Annotated in this window: 17 protein-coding genes; 15 read left to right on the forward strand and 2 right to left on the reverse strand. The window is 63.8% G+C overall.

The window, feature by feature from the left end; translation table 11 throughout:
* Window positions 1-81 precede the first annotated feature (81 nt).
* From AC0L58_RS10045 to AC0L58_RS10095, 11 genes are all read left to right on the forward strand, one after another.
* On the forward strand, window positions 82-849 hold the full coding sequence (locus AC0L58_RS10045; protein ID WP_473682963.1) for an SDR family NAD(P)-dependent oxidoreductase: 768 nt from the start codon (window positions 82-84) through the stop codon (window positions 847-849).
* A gap of 107 nt (window positions 850-956) precedes the next feature.
* Window positions 957-1,520 carry an elongation factor P-like protein EfpL gene (efpL, locus tag AC0L58_RS10050; RefSeq protein ID WP_473682964.1) on the forward strand — a complete coding sequence of 188 codons (564 nt, stop codon included), beginning with the start codon at window positions 957-959 and terminating at the stop codon, window positions 1,518-1,520.
* A gap of 46 nt (window positions 1,521-1,566) precedes the next feature.
* Window positions 1,567-3,666 (forward strand): FUSC family protein, encoded by a 2,100-nt coding sequence (locus AC0L58_RS10055; protein ID WP_473682966.1) that lies wholly within the window; start codon window positions 1,567-1,569, stop codon window positions 3,664-3,666.
* Between the two features lie 61 nt (window positions 3,667-3,727).
* Window positions 3,728-4,762 (forward strand): amidohydrolase family protein, encoded by a 1,035-nt coding sequence (locus tag AC0L58_RS10060; RefSeq protein ID WP_473682967.1) that lies wholly within the window; start codon window positions 3,728-3,730, stop codon window positions 4,760-4,762.
* Window positions 4,759-5,277: a hypothetical protein gene (locus tag AC0L58_RS10065; RefSeq protein ID WP_473682969.1), complete on the forward strand. Its 519-nt coding sequence runs from the start codon at window positions 4,759-4,761 to the stop codon at window positions 5,275-5,277. Before AC0L58_RS10060 ends, AC0L58_RS10065 begins: the two co-directional genes overlap by 4 nt.
* Before the next feature lie 163 nt (window positions 5,278-5,440).
* The gene (gene kynU, locus AC0L58_RS10070; RefSeq protein ID WP_473682971.1) at window positions 5,441-6,721 is read left to right on the forward strand and encodes a kynureninase; all 1,281 of its coding nucleotides are present in this window, start codon (window positions 5,441-5,443) and stop codon (window positions 6,719-6,721) included.
* A 91-nt stretch (window positions 6,722-6,812) separates the two neighbouring features.
* A complete protein-coding gene (locus AC0L58_RS10075; RefSeq protein WP_473682972.1) occupies window positions 6,813-7,313 on the forward strand; it encodes a pyridoxamine 5'-phosphate oxidase family protein in 501 nt (166 codons plus the stop codon).
* A gap of 193 nt (window positions 7,314-7,506) precedes the next feature.
* Window positions 7,507-8,943 (forward strand): GH39 family glycosyl hydrolase, encoded by a 1,437-nt coding sequence (locus tag AC0L58_RS10080; RefSeq protein WP_473682974.1) that lies wholly within the window; start codon window positions 7,507-7,509, stop codon window positions 8,941-8,943.
* 45 nt (window positions 8,944-8,988) lie between these two features.
* Window positions 8,989-9,744 (forward strand): flavodoxin family protein, encoded by a 756-nt coding sequence (locus tag AC0L58_RS10085; protein ID WP_473682976.1) that lies wholly within the window; start codon window positions 8,989-8,991, stop codon window positions 9,742-9,744.
* A 570-nt stretch (window positions 9,745-10,314) separates the two neighbouring features.
* The gene (locus AC0L58_RS10090) at window positions 10,315-11,166 is read left to right on the forward strand and encodes a YihY/virulence factor BrkB family protein (RefSeq protein WP_473682978.1); all 852 of its coding nucleotides are present in this window, start codon (window positions 10,315-10,317) and stop codon (window positions 11,164-11,166) included.
* Between the two features lie 130 nt (window positions 11,167-11,296).
* Window positions 11,297-12,169, forward strand: a complete 873-nt coding sequence (locus AC0L58_RS10095) for a DUF72 domain-containing protein (RefSeq protein ID WP_473682980.1) — start codon at window positions 11,297-11,299, stop codon at window positions 12,167-12,169.
* A gap of 54 nt (window positions 12,170-12,223) precedes the next feature.
* On the opposite strand, the gene AC0L58_RS10100 is transcribed toward AC0L58_RS10095, so the two are convergent.
* Window positions 12,224-12,547 (reverse strand): hypothetical protein, encoded by a 324-nt coding sequence (locus AC0L58_RS10100; RefSeq protein WP_473682981.1) that lies wholly within the window; start codon window positions 12,545-12,547, stop codon window positions 12,224-12,226.
* 54 nt (window positions 12,548-12,601) lie between these two features.
* On the opposite strand from AC0L58_RS10100, the gene AC0L58_RS10105 reads away from it, so the two are divergent.
* The 4 genes from AC0L58_RS10105 (at window position 12,602) to AC0L58_RS10120 (ending at window position 15,789) form a co-directional block, all read left to right on the forward strand.
* Window positions 12,602-13,360, forward strand: a complete 759-nt coding sequence (locus AC0L58_RS10105) for a DUF72 domain-containing protein (protein WP_473688688.1) — start codon at window positions 12,602-12,604, stop codon at window positions 13,358-13,360.
* A gap of 67 nt (window positions 13,361-13,427) precedes the next feature.
* Window positions 13,428-14,168 (forward strand): DNA-formamidopyrimidine glycosylase family protein, encoded by a 741-nt coding sequence (locus AC0L58_RS10110; RefSeq protein WP_473682982.1) that lies wholly within the window; start codon window positions 13,428-13,430, stop codon window positions 14,166-14,168.
* A gap of 3 nt (window positions 14,169-14,171) precedes the next feature.
* Complete coding sequence (locus AC0L58_RS10115) at window positions 14,172-15,134, forward strand: cation diffusion facilitator family transporter (RefSeq protein WP_473682984.1); 963 nt, start codon at window positions 14,172-14,174, stop codon at window positions 15,132-15,134.
* A gap of 43 nt (window positions 15,135-15,177) precedes the next feature.
* Window positions 15,178-15,789: an alpha-ketoglutarate-dependent dioxygenase AlkB gene (locus tag AC0L58_RS10120; RefSeq protein WP_473682986.1), complete on the forward strand. Its 612-nt coding sequence runs from the start codon at window positions 15,178-15,180 to the stop codon at window positions 15,787-15,789.
* A gap of 164 nt (window positions 15,790-15,953) precedes the next feature.
* Here the strand turns inward: AC0L58_RS10120 and AC0L58_RS10125 are convergent, their stop codons facing one another.
* On the reverse strand, window positions 15,954-16,424 hold the full coding sequence (locus AC0L58_RS10125; RefSeq protein ID WP_473682988.1) for a hemerythrin domain-containing protein: 471 nt from the start codon (window positions 16,422-16,424) through the stop codon (window positions 15,954-15,956).
* Window positions 16,425-16,936: the final 512 nt, after the last annotated feature.

Consider the following 16,936-nt stretch of genomic DNA (forward strand, 5'->3'; position numbering starts at 1 on the left):
GCCAGGCTCATCCGGCAACCACCTGCTGCGCCGGTCAGCTAACATGGCGGCCTTTCTGCACCGACTTTCCGAGGACTCTCCATGCAGCTCAACCAGGTCAAGGCGATCATCACCGGCGGCGCCTCCGGTCTCGGCCACGCGGTGGCACAGCATTTTGTCGCCCACGGCGGCCAGGTCACGCTGTTCGACGTCAACGACGAAAAAGGTCAAGCCGCCGCGAAGGAACTGGGCGATGCCGCGCGCTTCCTCCGCACCGACGTGACTTCCGAAGATGGTGTAACCACCAACGTCGCCGCTGCGCATCACGGGATGGGCGGCCTCAACGTGGTGATCAACTGCGCCGGCATCCTCGGCGCCGGTCGCGTGCTGGGCAAGCAGGGTCCGATGCCACTGGCCACCTTCTCCGGCACCGTGATGGTGAACCTGGTCGGCAGCTTCAACGTCGCCAAGGCCGGCGCCGCACTGATGCAGAACAACGAGGCCGGTGAGGACGGCGAGCGCGGCGTGATCATCAACACCGCCTCGGTCGCTGCGTACGAAGGCCAGATTGGCCAGGCTGCCTATTCCGCCTCCAAGGGCGGCGTGGTCGGCATGACCTTGCCGATGGCGCGCGAACTGGCCCGCTTCGGCATCCGCGTAGCCACCATCGCGCCGGGCATTTTCTGGACCCCGATGGTCGACGGCATGCCGGAGGCCGTGCAGGAGTCGCTGTCCTCCTCGATCCCGTTCCCGTCGCGACTCGGCCAGCCTGGCGAGTACGCCAGCACCGTGGCCTTCATCCTCGGCAACCGTTACATCAACGGAGAGACGATCCGGCTGGATGGCGCGGTGCGGTTGGCGGCGAAATAACGAGGAATGAGTGGAGAGGAGTGAGAAGTGAGAGAAAACTCGCCTCATGCCGCTTCACGTCACGCCTCCTCTCTCACTTCTCACTTCTCACTTCTCACCCCTGGCCTATGAAAGCTTCCGACATCAAGAAAGGTAACGTGGTCGAACACGACGGCACCGTCTACCAGGTGCGCGATATCGAGCGCAGCTCGCCCAGTGCGCGCGGCGGCAATGTCACGTTCCGTTTCACCCTGTATTCGATTCCCGGCGGGCGCAAGTTCGATCTCAGCCTGCGCGCTGACGATGACCTGCGCGAAATGGATCTGGTGCGCCGCGCCGCGAACTTCTCGTACATGGACGGCGACAGCTTCATCTTCATGGACGCGGAGGATTACACGCAGTATCCGCTGTCGCCCGAACTGGTCGGCGACAACGCCGGCTACATCGTGGAAGACCTCGAGGGCTACTACGTGCAGTTGATCGACGATGCCCCGGTCGGACTGCAGGTGCCCACCAGCGTGATGCTGACCGTGGTCGACACTGCGCCGGAAATGAAGGGTTCCAGCGCCACCAAGCGCAACAAGCCGGCCAAACTCAACACCGGGATCGAGGTGCAGGTGCCCGAGTACATCAGCAACGACGAAAAGGTGTGGGTGAACACGCTGACGGGCGAGTTTGCCGGGCGCGCCTGACCTGGACAGGCAGGAGCGCGCAGCCCGCGCGAGGTAGCCAAGCAGCATGCCCTCCAACGACAGCTATTCGCTGCGCAGCCATGCGATCGAGAGCCTGATCCGCATCAAGCGGCCGGACGTGCCGTGGCGGGTGGTCATGCGCAACAGCGCCGCGGTGGTGCTGCCGCTGGGGGTCGGGCTGGCGATGGACCATACAGCAATCGGGCTGGGGGTGGCCGCTGGCGCGTTGAACACGATGTTCGCCGATCAACCGGGACCATATCGACAGCGCCTGCGGCAATTGCTGCTGACGTCACTGGCCGCCGCATTGGCCTCGCTGGTCGGGTTCCTGATTGGCGGACAGATGCTGCCCATGCTGGCAGCGACGATGGCCTGCGGTTTCTTCGGTGGCCTGCTGGTGGTGTTCGGCACGGATACCGCCCGGGTCGGCATGACCAGCATGATTCTGCTGGTGGTGACGGCCTCCACTCCGACCAACCTGACCGGCGCGCTCGGCGCGGCCACCCTGATTTTCTGTGGCGGCCTGCTGCTGGCCAGTTTTTCGCTGGCGGCGTGGCCGCTGCAACGCTTCCTGCCCGAGCGCCGTGCGCTGGCCGAGGTGTACCGCGGGCTGGCGACCTTGGGGCGGAAAACTACCGATGACGCAGCCGAGGCGCCTGCCATGAGCGAGGCGATGACCGGCCTGCAACAAACCCTGCTGGGACGCCACCATGCCCACGGCCGCGCCATGGAGGCATTTGGCGTGTTGCTGGAACTGGCCGAACGCATTCGGCTGGCATTGACGGCCATGACCGAACTGGAGGGCGCGCGAGACAGCCAGTCCCAATTCCGCAACGCTGTCGGCGGCGTGCTCGAAGCCATCGCCGACGCACTGGAAAGTGGAGACGCGCCGGAGCGTGCTGCCGCACTGCTGGCCTCGCTCCGGGAGCAACATGGCGCACCCGCCCCGCATGCGGAAGCGGCGGCCATTCGCCCCACGCACATCCACGCCTTGATCGGCCAACTCGCCGCCGCGGTTCGCAATGCCGACTGGGCCGGCAGCCGCGGCGAGCTGCGCGCCAGCGCCGCGGAAACCCGGCTGCCGCCGGTGCTGCGCAGCACTGCCATCCGGGCAACCTTGCGCGCCAGCCTCACGCCGCGATCGGTCGCCTTTCGGCATGCCGTGCGCATGGCGGTATGCCTCAGCGCTTCACTGCTGATATCGCGACTCCTGGAATTGCCGCATGGCTACTGGCTGCCCATGACCGCCGCCATCGTGCTCCGCGCGGATTTCGCGGCCACGTTCAACATCGGCTTGCTGCGCGTCCTCGGCACGGTGCTCGGCCTGGTGCTCACCACGATCCTGCTCTACGTCACTCCCGACCAACCTTGGGCGCATCTGGCGCTGATGGCGCTCCTGTGCATGGCGTTCCGCTACCTGGCGACCGCGCACTACGGCATCGCGGTGGCTGCGCTCACCGGTACCGTGGTGATCCTGCTTTCGTTCGAAGGGGTCGATTCCGGGGCTGCCGTGCTCGACCGCGTGATCAACACCGCCATGGGATGCGGCGTGGCCATGCTGGCTTACGTGGCATGGCCCACGTGGGAGCGCAGCCATGTGCGCAGTGCGCTGGGCGAGATGCTCGACGCCTATGCGGCGTATCTGCGCACCCTGATCGACCCGGCCGGCGATGACCGCCGCCATGCCCGCAGCGCGGCACGAACCGCGCGCATCAATGCGCAGGCTTCGATCGAGCGCATGCGCAGCGAACCGGCCACGCCGATGGCCTTGCTGAAACTTTCGCGCAACCTGTTTGCCAACGGCAATCGGTTGGCGCGTACCGCGATGACCCTGGAGGCCACGCTCGACGAGCTTGCCGACCTGTCCAGGCAAACCGGCTTTTGCGATTTCATCGAAGACTGCTCCAGCGCCCTGCAGGCGATCGCGATCGCGCTGCGCACGCGCAAACCGCTTGCCCCGATCCCCGACCTGCGCGCGCGGCAGCGGCTGCTGGTGAGTCGGGCACAAGAGACGGCGGACGCATCCGCGGTCGAGCTGCTGGCTCGCCTGAGCGATCGTCTGGTCGACAATGTCGACACACTCGCCCACGTGTTGCGGCGCAGCGAAGAGGAACTCCGCGCGGACTCCGCTTTGCAGGCGGCCTGACCGCAATTGACCGTTTGCGACCACAGGCGACGTCTGCGCCCGGAGGTTTTACACTGCACGGATGCTCAAGATCGATACACACGCGCACATCCTGCCCCGCGACTGGCCGAATCTGGCGGCAAAATACGGTGACGACCGCTTTCCGGTGATGACCCACAGCGACGGTCGCCACCGGATCTACAAGGACAGCAAGTTCTTCCGTGAAGTCTGGGATTCGGCATTCGACGCTCAGACACGGATCGACGACTACGCCCGATTCGGCGTCGACGTGCAGGTGATCTCCACCGTGCCGGTGCTGTTCTCCTACTGGGCGCCGGGCCATCAGGCGCTGGAACTGCACCGCCACCTGAACGACCACATGGCCGGCATGTGTCGCGACTTTCCCCGCCACTACGCCGGCATCGGCACGGTACCGCTGCAGGCACCGCAGCTGGCGATCCGCGAACTCGAACGCTGCATCGACGAGCTGGGCCTGCAAGGCGTTCAGATCGGCTCGCATTGCGGCGACTGGAACCTGGACGCGCCCGAGCTGTTCCCGTTTTTCGAGGCTGCGGCTGACCTCGGCGCGGCGATCCTGGTGCACCCGTGGGACATGATGGGCATGGCCAGCATGCCCAAGTACTGGATGCCCTGGCTGGTCGGCATGCCCGCCGAACAATCGCGCGCTGCCTGTTGCCTGGCCTTCGGCGGCGTCATGGAGCGGTTGCCGAAGCTGCGCGTGATGCTGGCCCACGGCGGCGGCAGCTTCCCGTTCACCATCGGGCGCATCGAGCACGGCTTCAAGATGCGCCCGGATCTGGTCGCCACCGACAACCCGCGCAACCCGCGCGAATACCTCAAGCGCTTCTATTTCGATTCCTGCGTGCACGACGACGACGCGCTGCGCTATCTGCTGGATGTGACCGGCGTCGAACAGGTCATGCTCGGCACCGACTATCCTTTCCCGCTGGGCGAGCAGGAACCCGGTAGCGGCATCGAGGCCCTGGGCCTGGATGACACAGGGCGTGCACGCCTGTTCCACGGCACGGCGCTGGAATGGCTGGGCCTTCCCAAACATCGCTTCGCCCCTGACCCTTCTGCACCGGAGTCCGCATGAATTTCGTTCGCAAGACCATCCTCACGGTCGCCTTTGCCGCCGTGGCCCTGGCCGGCGCAGCACACGCCGCCGAAGTCAGCATGGCCGGCGGCACCATCACCTTCGACACGCCGAGCACCTGGCTGCCGATCATGCAGACCCAGGGCGATCCGGAGGCGCAGGTGTTCCAGGTGCCCGACCCCTCGCCCACCGGCAAGACCAGCCTGGCCCGCGTCACCGTGACCGTGAAGCAGGTGCCCGACATCAGCAGCTTCCATCAATTCATGGCCGAAGGTACCGCCAAGGGGCTGGCCTTGCCCGGCTACAAGGAATCGCCAGTGCCTCCCGAGCCGAACAGCAATATCTACACGGCGCAGGAAAACGGCACGGAGTTCAACTACACCGAGCACTACTGGTTCAAGCTCGGTTACGCGATCCAGCTGCGCTGCATGCGACCCAGCAAGAGCCTGGCCGGCGCTGCATGGCAGGCGGCGTTCGACAAGGGCTGCGCCGCGCTCGCCGCACAACTGAAATAGGCCGCCGTCCGCTCGCTCCAGCGCCGGCGTTGCGTGCCGCGCAAAAGGCCGGCGGGCAGAGCCTGCCCTACACCGCAATCGTAGGGCGGGCTCTGCCCGCCGGCTCTTCCGCATGGCCCACCCCGGCACGGAATGATGGCCGACCAGCACGAAGGGAAATCCGATGTCCGCAAATTTTGAAGCCACTTCCGCCTGGGCCACCGCCCAGGACGCCGCCGATCCGCTGCGTGCATTCCGCGACGAGTTCCTGATCCCGCCGCACGAAGGCCACGACAGCGTGTATTTCTGCGGCAACTCGCTGGGCCTGCAGCCGCGTGCGGTGCGCGAGGCGGTCAACGCCGAACTGGATTACTGGGGCGAACTGGGGGTGGAAGGTCACTTCAAAGGTCGCCTGCCGTGGATGGATTACCACGAGTTCGTACGCGACGATCTCGCCGCCGTGGTCGGCGCGCAGCCTGCCGAAGTGGTGGCGATGAACACGCTGGGCGTGAACCTGCACCTGATGATGGTGAGCTTCTACCGTCCCACGGCCGAGCGTCCGGCGATCCTGATCGAGGCCGGCGCGTTCCCCACCGACCGCTATGCGGTGGAATCGCAGGTGCGCTTCCACGGGTTCGATCCGGCCAGTGCGCTGATCGAGCTTGAAGCGGACGAACCGAACGGCGTGGTGTCGATGGCAGCCATCGAGCGTGCACTGGCCGAGCACGGCTCGCGTATCGCGCTGGTGATGCTGCCCGGCGTGCAATATCGCACCGGCCAGGCCTTCGACCTGAAGGCGATCACGGCACTCGGCCACCAGCATGGCTGCGTGGTTGGCTTCGACCTCGCCCACGCGGTCGGCAACCTGCCACTGCAACTGCACGACAGCGATGCCGATTTCGCCATCTGGTGCAGCTACAAATACCTCAACAGCGGCCCCGGCGCCGTGGGCGGCGCCTTCGTGCACGAACGCCATGCCACGGCCATGCTGCCGCGCTTTGCCGGTTGGTGGGGCCACGACAAGACCACCCGTTTCCAGATGGGCCCGCAGTTCCAGCCCACGCCCGGCGCCGATGGCTGGCAGTTGTCCAACCCGCCGATCCTGGCGCTGGCACCGCTGCGCGTGTCGCTGGAGGTCTTTCGTCGCGCCGGCATGGACGCCTTGCACCAGAAGTCGCTGAAGCTCACCGGCTATCTCGATTACCTGGTGCAGACCGAGTTGGCCGAGGTCCTCCAGGTAGTCACGCCAGCCGAGCCTGCACGCCGCGGCGCGCAGCTTTCGATACGCGTGATCGAGGGCCGCGAACGCGGCCGCGCACTGTTCGACTACCTGATGGCCCACGGCATCATCGGCGATTGGCGCGAACCCGATGTGATCCGCATCTCGCCCGCGCCGCTGTACAACCGTTTCGCCGATTGCCTTGCTTTCGCCGAGGCGGTGCGCGAGTGGAAGCAAGCCGGCTGATTCAGTCACGGTTGTGCGAAAACGCCACGAGTTCATCCGGTCTTGAGGTGCCGCGCGCGATCCTGCGGCTTTCAACGACTGGAGCACACCGATGAAAAATCAGGCGCCGGATAACACCGACCTGCACAAGCTGGGCGAACTGATCAAGGACATCGAGGTGGCGATGCTCACCACCCGCACCAGCGACGGTTCACTGCTCAGCCGGCCCATCCAGACTCTGAAACTGGATGCCAACGGGGAACTGCTGTTCTTCACCGCCGCCAAGAGCCACAAGGTCGAGGACCTCACCGACGACGCCGCGGCCAATCTCGCCTACGCCCATCCCGGCGAGCATCGTTATGTCTCGGTGCGCGGCCGCGCGCGCATGGACCGTGACGACGACACCATCGAGGAGCTGTGGACGCCGGCACAGAAGATTTTCTTCCCGGAAGGTCGCCACGACCCCAACCTGATGGTGCTGCGCATTCGCGTGCGTGATGCCGCCTGGTGGGAGGCTGCCGACAATTTCGTTGCACGAGCCTTCGATTTTGCGCGCGGCATGCTGGACGACGAACCCCGCGACCTTGGCGAACAGGGGCACCTGGAGGGCTGACCGGACACCGCCGCCGCAACCGGCAAGCGCAAGTTTCTGCGCTCACCCGTTCTAGACGCGGACGCGCACATACTTCGTCTTTGCGCTGCGGTGTGTGGTCCCGCCCGTGCCACGGTGAGTGCGTGTACCTCGCTTGCCAGATGACATCCATTGCAGCGATTGCCTTTCCGTCAGTGCAACAGGATTCCTCACCATGGCTGCAAGCTTCAGCGGCAATCTCGCCGGTCAGGTCACTGATCTTCCCCATTTCTGGGAACACACCGTCGGCAGCGGCCACGCCACCCTGGCGCTGCGCGCCGACTGGCAGGCGCAACTGAAGCGTGCACACGATGAACTGGGCATGCGTCACGTACGCTTCCACGGCATCCTGTGCGACGACATGGGGACCCTGATCGAACAGGGCGGCAAGTTCATCTACTCGTTCTTCAACGCCGATCAGATCATCGACTTCCTGCTCTCGATCGGCATGAAGCCCTTCGTCGAACTGAGCTTCATGCCGTCGTGCCTGTCGTCGTCCGGACAGCTGCAGTTCCACTATCGCGCCAACGTGAGTCCGCCACGGGATCTGTCGCAATGGTCCGTGCTCATCGAAAAGCTCGTCACCCACTGGGTCGAGCGCTACGGCGTGGACGAAGTGCGCCGGTGGTTCTTCGAAGTCTGGAACGAACCGAACCTCACTGCCTTTGGCAGCGGCAAGCAGGAAGACTACTTTCCCCTTTATCGCTATACCGTCGAGGCGATCAAGAACATCGACGACCAGCTCAAGGTCGGCGGCCCGGCTACGGCGGACAACGCCTGGGTGGAAGATTTTCTGGCGTTCTGCAAGAACAACGACCTGCCGGTGGACTTCATAAGCACGCACCACTACCCCACCGACGACTTCGGCAAGCCCGGTGACGACACCGAAGCCCAACTGGCCGCAAGCAAACGCAGCGCGCTGCGTGACGAGGCACGCGAAGTACGCAAGCAGGCTGGCGACCTGCCGGTCTACTACACCGAGTGGTGCACCTCGTCCAATCCGCGCGACTTCATGCACGACGATCCCTATGCCGCCGCATTCATCATGAAAACCGTGCTTGAACAGAATGGCCTGGTGCAGGGCTACAGCTACTGGACGTTCTCCGACATCTTCGAGGAAAACTATTTTCCGTCGGTACCGTTCCAGGGCGGCTTCGGGCTGATGAACATCCACGGCATCGCCAAACCGGCCTATCGCACCTACGAAATACTGCACGCGCTGGGTACCGAGTCGATGCCGGTCGAAGGCACCCATGAAACCGTGGATGCGTGGCTGGTGCGCGACGGGAACAACGCCACCGTCATCCTGAACAACTTCGCCCTGCCCCGTCATCCGATCGCCACCGAAACAGTGACGTTCACGATCAAGGGGGCGAAAACGGTGACCTCCGCCACCATCCAGCGCATCGACCTGGAACACGCCAACGCGAAGCGTCGCTGGGAGCAGATGGGCAAGCCGGAATACCTCGATGCCGCCAAAGTGGCCGAACTACAGGAAGTATCAGAATTGAAGACCGAGGCGATCAAGGCCAGCGAAAAGGATGGCCAAACGGTGATCGAGGTCGAGATGCCGCCACAGGCAGTGGCGTCGATCCGCTTTCAGTGGCAATAGAAACAGGGCTGCTCGGCACCGGCAAGCTCGACGAACAGGCGCACGATGGCGCAGCCGGTGGGGGCAACCGGTGTCCGGTCGCCCTGCCCGATAACCGTGCTGCCCATGTTTCATCTGACCATGACGGCGAAGAAGCGACGATGGACAATTCTTCGGAGGATCCACATGAGCAAGCATGCGGCAACCGGGAACCTTCGCCTGAAAGCATTCGGCGTCAATTGCACGCTGAAGCCGGGTGAACAGAAGTCGTCCACCCAGAAGCTTCTGGACCAACTTTTGCGCGCCTTGCACAAGCACGATATCGAGACCTCGAGCACACGGGCAGTCGATCACGAAATCAAGCCGGGGGTGAAGGCCGACGAGGGCAAGGGTGACCAGTGGCCGGCGCTGCGCGAAAGCATCCTGAATGCCGATATCCTCGTGCTCGCCACCCCGATCTGGATGGGGCACGCGTCGAGTCTGGCGCAGCGGATACTGGAGCGAATGGATGCGTTTCTCGGCGAAATCGACAAGCAGGGACGCTACCCGACCTTTGGCCGCGTGGCGATCGTCGCCGTGGTCGGCAACGAGGACGGCGCGCATCATGTCACCGCCGAGCTCTATCAGGGGCTTGCCGACGTTGGCTTCACCATACCGGCAGGCAGCTCTGCATACTGGGTCGGTGAAGCCATGAGTGACGTCAATTATATCGACCTTGAGCGAACACCCAAACCGCTGGCAGACACGATCAAGACACTGGCAGGCAATGCTGCGCATCTGGCGAAACTCCTGAAACAACATCCCTATCCGCCGACGCTGTAGAATCCGCGCCCCGGCACCCCCGCTGCCCCGGCAGACCAGCGCAACCCGCTACGACATCGTCGTGTCAGGAGGTGCCCGGCAGCCGGGAGGGCCAAACGGTGGTGTACGGGAAACGAACGCACCGCGAACCGCGGCTGTTCACGAGTCCGCCACCCGGCGCGTGAGAATCTCGGCTCAAAGCTCGAACATTCCTCATGCCGGCGACACGCGATCCGGGATATTGCCGGAGCCCTGAGCGCAACGCTGGTGTGCTGGAATTACCTGCTTGACTACCTATCGCTTGCCTTGGTCTTCCGATTGACCGACGCGCCACCGGTACCGATGACGGGCGACGGACGTGCAAACAAGAAGCATGCGCCGCGAACACATCGCCGAGAAGGAATTCAGAGGCAAGCGGCGCTCGTCCGAAGTGACCAGGCTCGCCGAAGTCGGGGCGATGCATCTGCAAGGAAACGGAACGTTCAGCGTGCTCAAGAAGAACCCGGGGCGGTCCCGGCTCTCTGATGTCCGCGGACGTTGTGTTCACGATGGATTCGATCTGATGGGGCGATTGATCACCGAGGAAAGTCCATGCAAGTGCCGCAAATTGCCGTTGCAGTCCGCAAGGCGATCAGCGGCGTGGGCGACGATGCACTACTGACCCGCGCCGCTGCCATCGCTTTCTATTCTGCCTTGTCGTTTGCGCCGCTGATCGTGTTGATGCTGTGGCTCTTGGCGGCGCTACGGCCGGAGTGGCAGCAGCAATTGACCGACGGACTGGCCCGGGTACTGGGCGAGAAGGCTGCTGGTGCAATCAACCTGGTAGTGGACAACGCAAAATCGACGCCAACGGCCGGCAACGTTGCGGGTGTCGCGGGTTTGCTGATCACGGTTTTCAGCGCGTCGGTCGTCTTCGCCCAGTTGCAGCACGCGCTCAACGTCATCTGGGATGTCGAAGCCAAGCCGGGCAAGGCGGTCACGGCGTGGCTGTGGGCCCGCGCACGCGCCATCGCCCTGCTGATCGGCGTCACGTTCTTGCTGATCGTGTCGTTCGTGGTGAGTACACTGATCGGAATCTTCGTACCGGCCGACTCGTGGATCTGGAGCGCCGTCGAGAGGACCATCACGGCGGTGGTATTTGTCATCGCGTTCGGCACGATGTATCGGGTACTGCCGGATGCGCAGATCGCGTGGAAGGATGCCTGGCGCGGCGCGTTGCTGACCACTGCGTTGTTCATGGGGGGCAGGTACGCGATCGACCTGCATTTCCAGCATGCCAGCGTGGGAGGTGCCTACGGGCCCGCTGGCGCGTTGGTGGTGCTGCTCACCTGGGTGTACTACGCATCGATAATCGTGCTGGTGGGGGCGGAGCTCACGCATGCCCTGTCGGTCGCGCGCGGCGAACCGCCGAAGCCGGAACGCCAGGCCGAACCTGCCGATTGAAGGGCCCCCGCGCAGAACGCGTCCGCGCCTTCGACCGTGGCCCCGGTCGTCGCCGGCGCCATCCTTCATCTTCAGGCGACAACCAGGTCGGTAGGGTCGAGCGCGACCGATCGGCAGATGTGGTGAATGCATGGCCAAATTGCGCATTGGCATCTCTGGCTGGCGCTATCCGCCGTGGCGCGGCAAGTTCTACCCCCAGGACCTGCCGCAACGGCTGGAATTGCATTACGCATCGCGTCAGCTCAACGGCATCGAGATCAACGGTTCGTTCTATTCACTGCAACGCCCCGAAAGCTGGCGCCAGTGGTATCGCGATACACCGAGCGACTTTGTCTTTGCTGTGAAGGCACCGCGCTTCATTACCCACATCCGACGCCTGCGCGACGTCGAAAAGCCGCTGGCCAATTTCCTCGCATCGGGCGTACTCGAGCTGCGCCGGAAGCTCGGCCCGATCCTGTGGCAATTTCCTCCATCCCTGAAATACGACCAGGGGTTGTTCGAGGCGTTCCTGAGTTCCCTGCCCAAGAACAGCGCGGCTGCATTCGCCATGGCCGGCGCCCACGACGATCACCTCAAACGTGTCGGTGACCTCGCGTCAGGGCGAAACCGCAGGCTTCGGCACGCCGTCGAGATCCGTCACGAAAGTTTCCAGAATCCCGAGTTCGTCAGTCTCCTGCGCCGACACGGAGTCGCGCTGGTCATCTCGGACGCCGCGTCCCGGTGGCCGCAAATGCACGACATCACGGCCGGCTTTGTCTACATGCGGCTGCACGGCGACAGGCAACTCTACGCGAGTGGCTACACTGATCAGGCGCTCGGCGACTGGGCGCAACGGATCCGGCTCTGGGCGCGCGGCATGCAACCGCGAAGCAACGTCCGTCGCGCCAGCCGCCACCGGCCGCCGCCTCGCAAATCGCGTGACATCTACTGCTATTTCGACAACGACGTCAAGGTGAAGGCTCCCTTCGACGCGGTCAAACTTCGCAGCAAGCTTCAGCCCTGACACTGTCGCCCCTTCTAACGAGAGTCGTGCGTGCGACCGGCTCGACGCGATCGTCTAGTCGGCTTCCGGAACCTTGGCCGGAATGAACGGCGAAACCGGATCACTCGCCGGGAAAGTCTCTTCCAGCGCCTCGTCCTGGTTTTCGCTCTCCTTCTCCTTGCGTTGATGGCGCTTCTCCGGGGTCTCCTGTGGGGCGACGTCGTCTTTGCGATCCGGATGCGCGGAATCTTTGCGGTCGTGGGCGGACATAGGATTTCTCCAACTGGGGTGGTCGGGGGAAAGCGTGCGGTGCGCCGGGTGAAATGACGATGAGGATTCCGTCAAGATTCGCGGCCGTTCGATCAGTTGCGTGACACGGGCTCCGGTGACCAGGTTCACGACTGTCTCACCACGACGTCGCCATTCTGCATGGAGTTCCGTGGCCCGATCAGGTTGCCCATGACTCCGAAAGTCTTGCGCGGATCCGTGTTCGTAGGTTGCGCGGGCTGGTCCATTCCCGCTGCGGTAACCTCGCGCTTCCCCGCTGGAAACAATCATCTGGAGCGCTACGCCGGGCGGTTCAATTGCGTCGAGGTCAACTCCTCCTTCTACCGCCCGCACCGGGCGGCCACGTGGCGGCGCTGGGCCGCCAGCGTGCCGCCCGAATTCCGCTTCGCCGTGAAGATGCCGCGTGCGATCAGCCACGACGCCCGCCTTTGCCCCGATGACCAGCTGCTGCCGCGGTTTCTGGATCAGGTCGAGGAGCTGCAGGCGAAACTGGGATGCCTCTTGCTGCAACTACCGCCCAGTCTGGCCTATGCACCCACGCGAGCACTGACATTTTTTGACAAGCTGGCACAGCTGCACCCGGGCAAGGTGGTCTGCGAACCGCGCCATCCGTCCTGGTTTTGCGCGGCGGTGGGGCGCGCGCTGCGTGAACGCGGTATCACGCGGGTAGCCGCCGACCCGGCATGTTGTCCGCGCGCAGCTGTTCCGGCCGGCGCGCGCGGTGTCGAATACTTCCGTCTGCATGGTTCTCCACGCGTTTACCATGACGCCTATCCCGACGCCGCGCTGCGATGCCTCGCGCGCCGACTGACGCGCCCCGCCCACGATGTCCAGCGTTGGTGCATCTTCGACAACACGGCCAGGGGCCACGCCGCTGAGAACGGCCTCGACCTGATCGAACGGCTCGACCTGGTCGCAAGCTGATCCGCTTCACTCCTTGTCGTCGTCCTGCATTGCAAAATAGCTAACCGTCGCTGCATGGAAACCATCGATGCCGGAAGGCCCTTCCATCGTCATCCTGCGCGAAGCAACCGCTTCGTTTGCCGGACGCACCATCCTTCACGCCGAAGGCAATGCGAGAATCGACATGCGACGACTATTCGGCCAGCGTCTGTTGGCATTACGCAGCTTTGGCAAGCAATTTCTCATCGAGCTCCCGGATGAACTGGCCATCCGCATCCACCTGCTGATGTTCGGCAGCTACCGTATCGACGAGGCGCGGGGAATCACGCCGCGGCTCCATCTCGGTTTCGACGCTGGCGAATTGAACTTCTACAACTGTTCGGTGCGACTGCTCGAGGGTAACCTCGATGTCCTGTACGACTGGCGCGGAGATGTGATGTCGGATCGCTGGGAGCCGAGGCTGGCACTCGCAAAGCTGCGCCGCATGCCGGACTCGCTCGTTTGCGACGCGCTGCTCGACCAGGGTGTGTTCGCCGGCGTAGGGAACATCATCAAGAACGAGGTGTTGTTCCGGACCCGCATTCATCCACTATCGACAATCGGTGCGCTGTCGCCGTACAAGCTGCGCGAGTTGGTGGCGCAGGCGCGTGTCTACGCGTTCGAATTCCTGGCGTGGCGAAAAGCCCATGTGTTGGCCAGGCACTGGCTTGTGCACAACCGGGGCCGCTGCCCGCGCCACGATATTCCGCTGCAACGCGCGCACCTGGGCAGGACCCACCGGCGCAGCTTCTTCTGCCCGCGCTGCCAGAAACTGTACGTGAAGGATTGACCGATGCCTGCGTCCGCGTCGCACAAAGTGGTATACGCCGCACTGGCCGGAAATCTGTTGATCGCCATTGCCAAATTCGTGGCCGCCGGAGTCTCTGGCAGCTCGGCCATGATCAGCGAAGGCGTGCATTCGCTGGTCGACACGGTCAACGAACTGCTGCTGCTGTACGGTTTGCGCCGCGCCGGCTTGCCGCCGGATCGAACCCACCCATTCGGGCACGGTCGCGAACTCTATTTCTGGAGCTTTATCGTTGCCCTGCTGGTGCTGGCGATGGGCGCGGGCGTGTCGTTCTACCAGGGCGTCGTGCATATTCGCCATCCCGAGGCAATCGAACGATCGCTGATCAATTACCTGGTGCTGGCGGTGTCGTTCATCTTCGAAGGAGCGTCCTGGTTCGTGGCACTGCGCGAATTTCGTGTGCGCAAGGGGCGCTTGGGCTATTTCGAGGCGTTCCGCCTGAGCAAGGACCCGACCACGTTCACCGTGTTGCTGGAAGACAGCGCGGCGCTGCTGGGCCTGTTGATCGCGCTGGCCGGTCTCATCGGTGCGCAACTGCTCGACCAGCCAGTCCTGGACGGTGTCGCCTCGATCGGCATTGCCGGCGTGCTGGCTGTGTCCGCGATGTTGCTGGCGCGGGAAACCAAAGGTCTTCTGATCGGTGAAACAGCCCATCCCGTGGTAAGCGAAGCGATCCTCGCCGTCGCTGCCGCCGATGCCGGCGTGCGCTGCGCCAATGGTGTGCTGACGGTGCAGATGGGACCGAGCCAAGTGGTTGCCGCGCTGAGCGCGGAGTTCGAGGACGCGCTGACCACTCCCCAGATCGAAGCCTGCATCGACCGTATCGAGAGGCAGGCCCGGCAAGCACATCCGGAGATCATCTCACTGTTCATCAAGGCACAAACCGCCGAGGCTTGGCGGGCCCGACGCATGGAACTGGAAGCCAGTGCCAGGGAACTGAATTCTTGAACGTGGCGACTGCATTTGTTCACATGAGCGGTGGTGCTCCGGCATGGCCCAGTTGAACTTGTTCGGCCGCGGATCGCAGTGCCTGCTCGATGACGCAAGCGGGCGCATCACGCTCACGTCCGACGTGATTGCCGCCGACGACGCGACTCGCTGGTTCGGTGAGCTGCATGCTGGCGTCGCCTGGCAAGGCGGCACACGGCAGATGTACGAACGCGAGGTCGAAGTGCCGAGGTTGCGGGCCGCCTTCAGCATTACCGATCCCACGCTGCCGCCGGTGCTGCGTGACGCGCTGGACGTAGTGAGGGCGGTGGCGAACGCTCCGTTTGACAGCATCGGCCTCAATCTCTACCGCGATCAACGAGACAGCGTGGCGCCACACAACGACAAGCTGTCCGAAATCGTGCGCGGCCAGCCGATCGCTCTGCTCTCGCTCGGCGCCACCCGTCTCATGACGATACGCGCCAAACGGCCACCGCGCCGCGTCCTTCAACTCGAACTGGAGGCAGGCAGCGTGTTGCTGATGAGCTGGGACACGCAGCTGCACTACGATCACGCCATTCCCAAGCAGCGAACGCCGGTGGGACCGCGAATCAGCCTGGCATTCCGCGTGCGCGGCAAGGCGAATCGACGGGTCCCATGGCGCGCGCCGACCTGACGTGAAGGGCCGCGCAAAACCATCCTGCGCGGTTTGCTGACGCACGCTTCGCGTGGCCTGGCAATGTTCCCGGGCGTCGCCCGCTTCGAGCCCTTCGGGGGAACCGAAGCAGCGCTGTCTGGCCTTGCCTGCGGATCACGCTCGGCAAGATCCCGAATGTCTGCTCAGTCGGCCTTCTTCAGCTTCCTGACCAGTTCCTCCTTTCGGGCCGTCATCTTCTCGCCCAGCGCCGACAGCTCCGCCTTGCTCATCAACTTTCTGGCGCGCGGAAACATTTCCTTCTCTTCCTCGTCGGCATGGTGCTTGACGAGTTCCTTCAAGACCTTTGCGCGGCCTGAAAACTTCTCGCTTCCGACAGCCGTTCCCAGCAGATCCGGCAACACCAGGTCGCCTGCCGCACGGTGTTCTTCCAGCGCCTCGAAGTACATCTGGTCATCGTCCGACTTGTCGCCCTTGTCCTTGAATGCCGGATAGAAAATCTCCTCTTCGATCGTGGTGTGCGCCTTCAACTCGATCCGGATCTTGTCGAGCAGCTCGGCGCGCTTCTTCAAGGCGCGGGTGGTGGTGCTGGACAGATCATCCAGCAGCGCCTCCACGGTGTCATGATCGCTTTTGAGCAAGGTGATGGCGTCCATCGGGTTCTCCACAACGTTGGGGTCAACGAACCTAACCCTGGTGACATGAAACTCGCGTGGAACCCAGGCGGATCTTGCGTCGCGCTTCGATACTCGAGCGAAGGCGGTTTGCCATCCGCGATTGTCTTAAGGTCGCGCCCGGGTTCCGGGAACGGTTTTCTCGAAGCAGCGGTGGCACGTATCAGCGGGTCCAGCTTGATGTGCCGCAAACGAGACCTCGCGCTTGCGGCTTTCAGCATCACGAGGGCAGCACGGGAGAATGCCGGACTTCGGAAGTCCATTCGGCAGAGCGGCGGACCTGTTCAGCGCTCCAGCGTGTTCTGAGAGCTTTTCCGGACTGATGGGCTCAAGCACCACGGCAAGGGTCCATGCCTCATGCTGTCCCCGGAGGCCCGTCACATGCGCTTCGCTCTCGCTGGGCTCTCATTCACGGGCACATCCATCGCCGGAGAGCTGCCATGAATGACTCAACCAATCCGCAATGCGCGCATCCAGTTTGTCGCTGCAAAGTG

It is taken from the genome of Rhodanobacter sp. G2-10 (assembly GCF_055809185.1).

Bases quoted from the DNA above. Each gene is read 5' to 3' on its own strand.
- AC0L58_RS10095 (WP_473682980.1), top strand. From the start codon at position 11,297: ATGGCCAAATTGCGCATTGGCATCTCTGGCTGGCGCTATCCGCCGTGG.
- AC0L58_RS10085 (WP_473682976.1), top strand. From the start codon at position 8,989: ATGGCGCAGCCGGTGGGGGCAACCGGTGTCCGGTCGCCCTGCCCGATA.
- AC0L58_RS10045 (WP_473682963.1), top strand. From the start codon at position 82: ATGCAGCTCAACCAGGTCAAGGCGATCATCACCGGCGGCGCCTCCGGT.
- AC0L58_RS10110 (WP_473682982.1), top strand. From the start codon at position 13,428: ATGCCGGAAGGCCCTTCCATCGTCATCCTGCGCGAAGCAACCGCTTCG.
- AC0L58_RS10055 (WP_473682966.1), top strand. From the start codon at position 1,567: ATGCCCTCCAACGACAGCTATTCGCTGCGCAGCCATGCGATCGAGAGC.
- AC0L58_RS10125 (WP_473682988.1), bottom strand. From the start codon at position 16,424: ATGGACGCCATCACCTTGCTCAAAAGCGATCATGACACCGTGGAGGCG.
- AC0L58_RS10120 (WP_473682986.1), top strand. From the start codon at position 15,178: ATGGCCCAGTTGAACTTGTTCGGCCGCGGATCGCAGTGCCTGCTCGAT.
- AC0L58_RS10090 (WP_473682978.1), top strand. From the start codon at position 10,315: ATGCAAGTGCCGCAAATTGCCGTTGCAGTCCGCAAGGCGATCAGCGGC.
- AC0L58_RS10075 (WP_473682972.1), top strand. From the start codon at position 6,813: ATGAAAAATCAGGCGCCGGATAACACCGACCTGCACAAGCTGGGCGAA.
- AC0L58_RS10080 (WP_473682974.1), top strand. From the start codon at position 7,507: ATGGCTGCAAGCTTCAGCGGCAATCTCGCCGGTCAGGTCACTGATCTT.
- efpL (WP_473682964.1), top strand. From the start codon at position 957: ATGAAAGCTTCCGACATCAAGAAAGGTAACGTGGTCGAACACGACGGC.
- kynU (WP_473682971.1), top strand. From the start codon at position 5,441: ATGTCCGCAAATTTTGAAGCCACTTCCGCCTGGGCCACCGCCCAGGAC.
- AC0L58_RS10060 (WP_473682967.1), top strand. From the start codon at position 3,728: ATGCTCAAGATCGATACACACGCGCACATCCTGCCCCGCGACTGGCCG.
- AC0L58_RS10115 (WP_473682984.1), top strand. From the start codon at position 14,172: ATGCCTGCGTCCGCGTCGCACAAAGTGGTATACGCCGCACTGGCCGGA.
- AC0L58_RS10065 (WP_473682969.1), top strand. From the start codon at position 4,759: ATGAATTTCGTTCGCAAGACCATCCTCACGGTCGCCTTTGCCGCCGTG.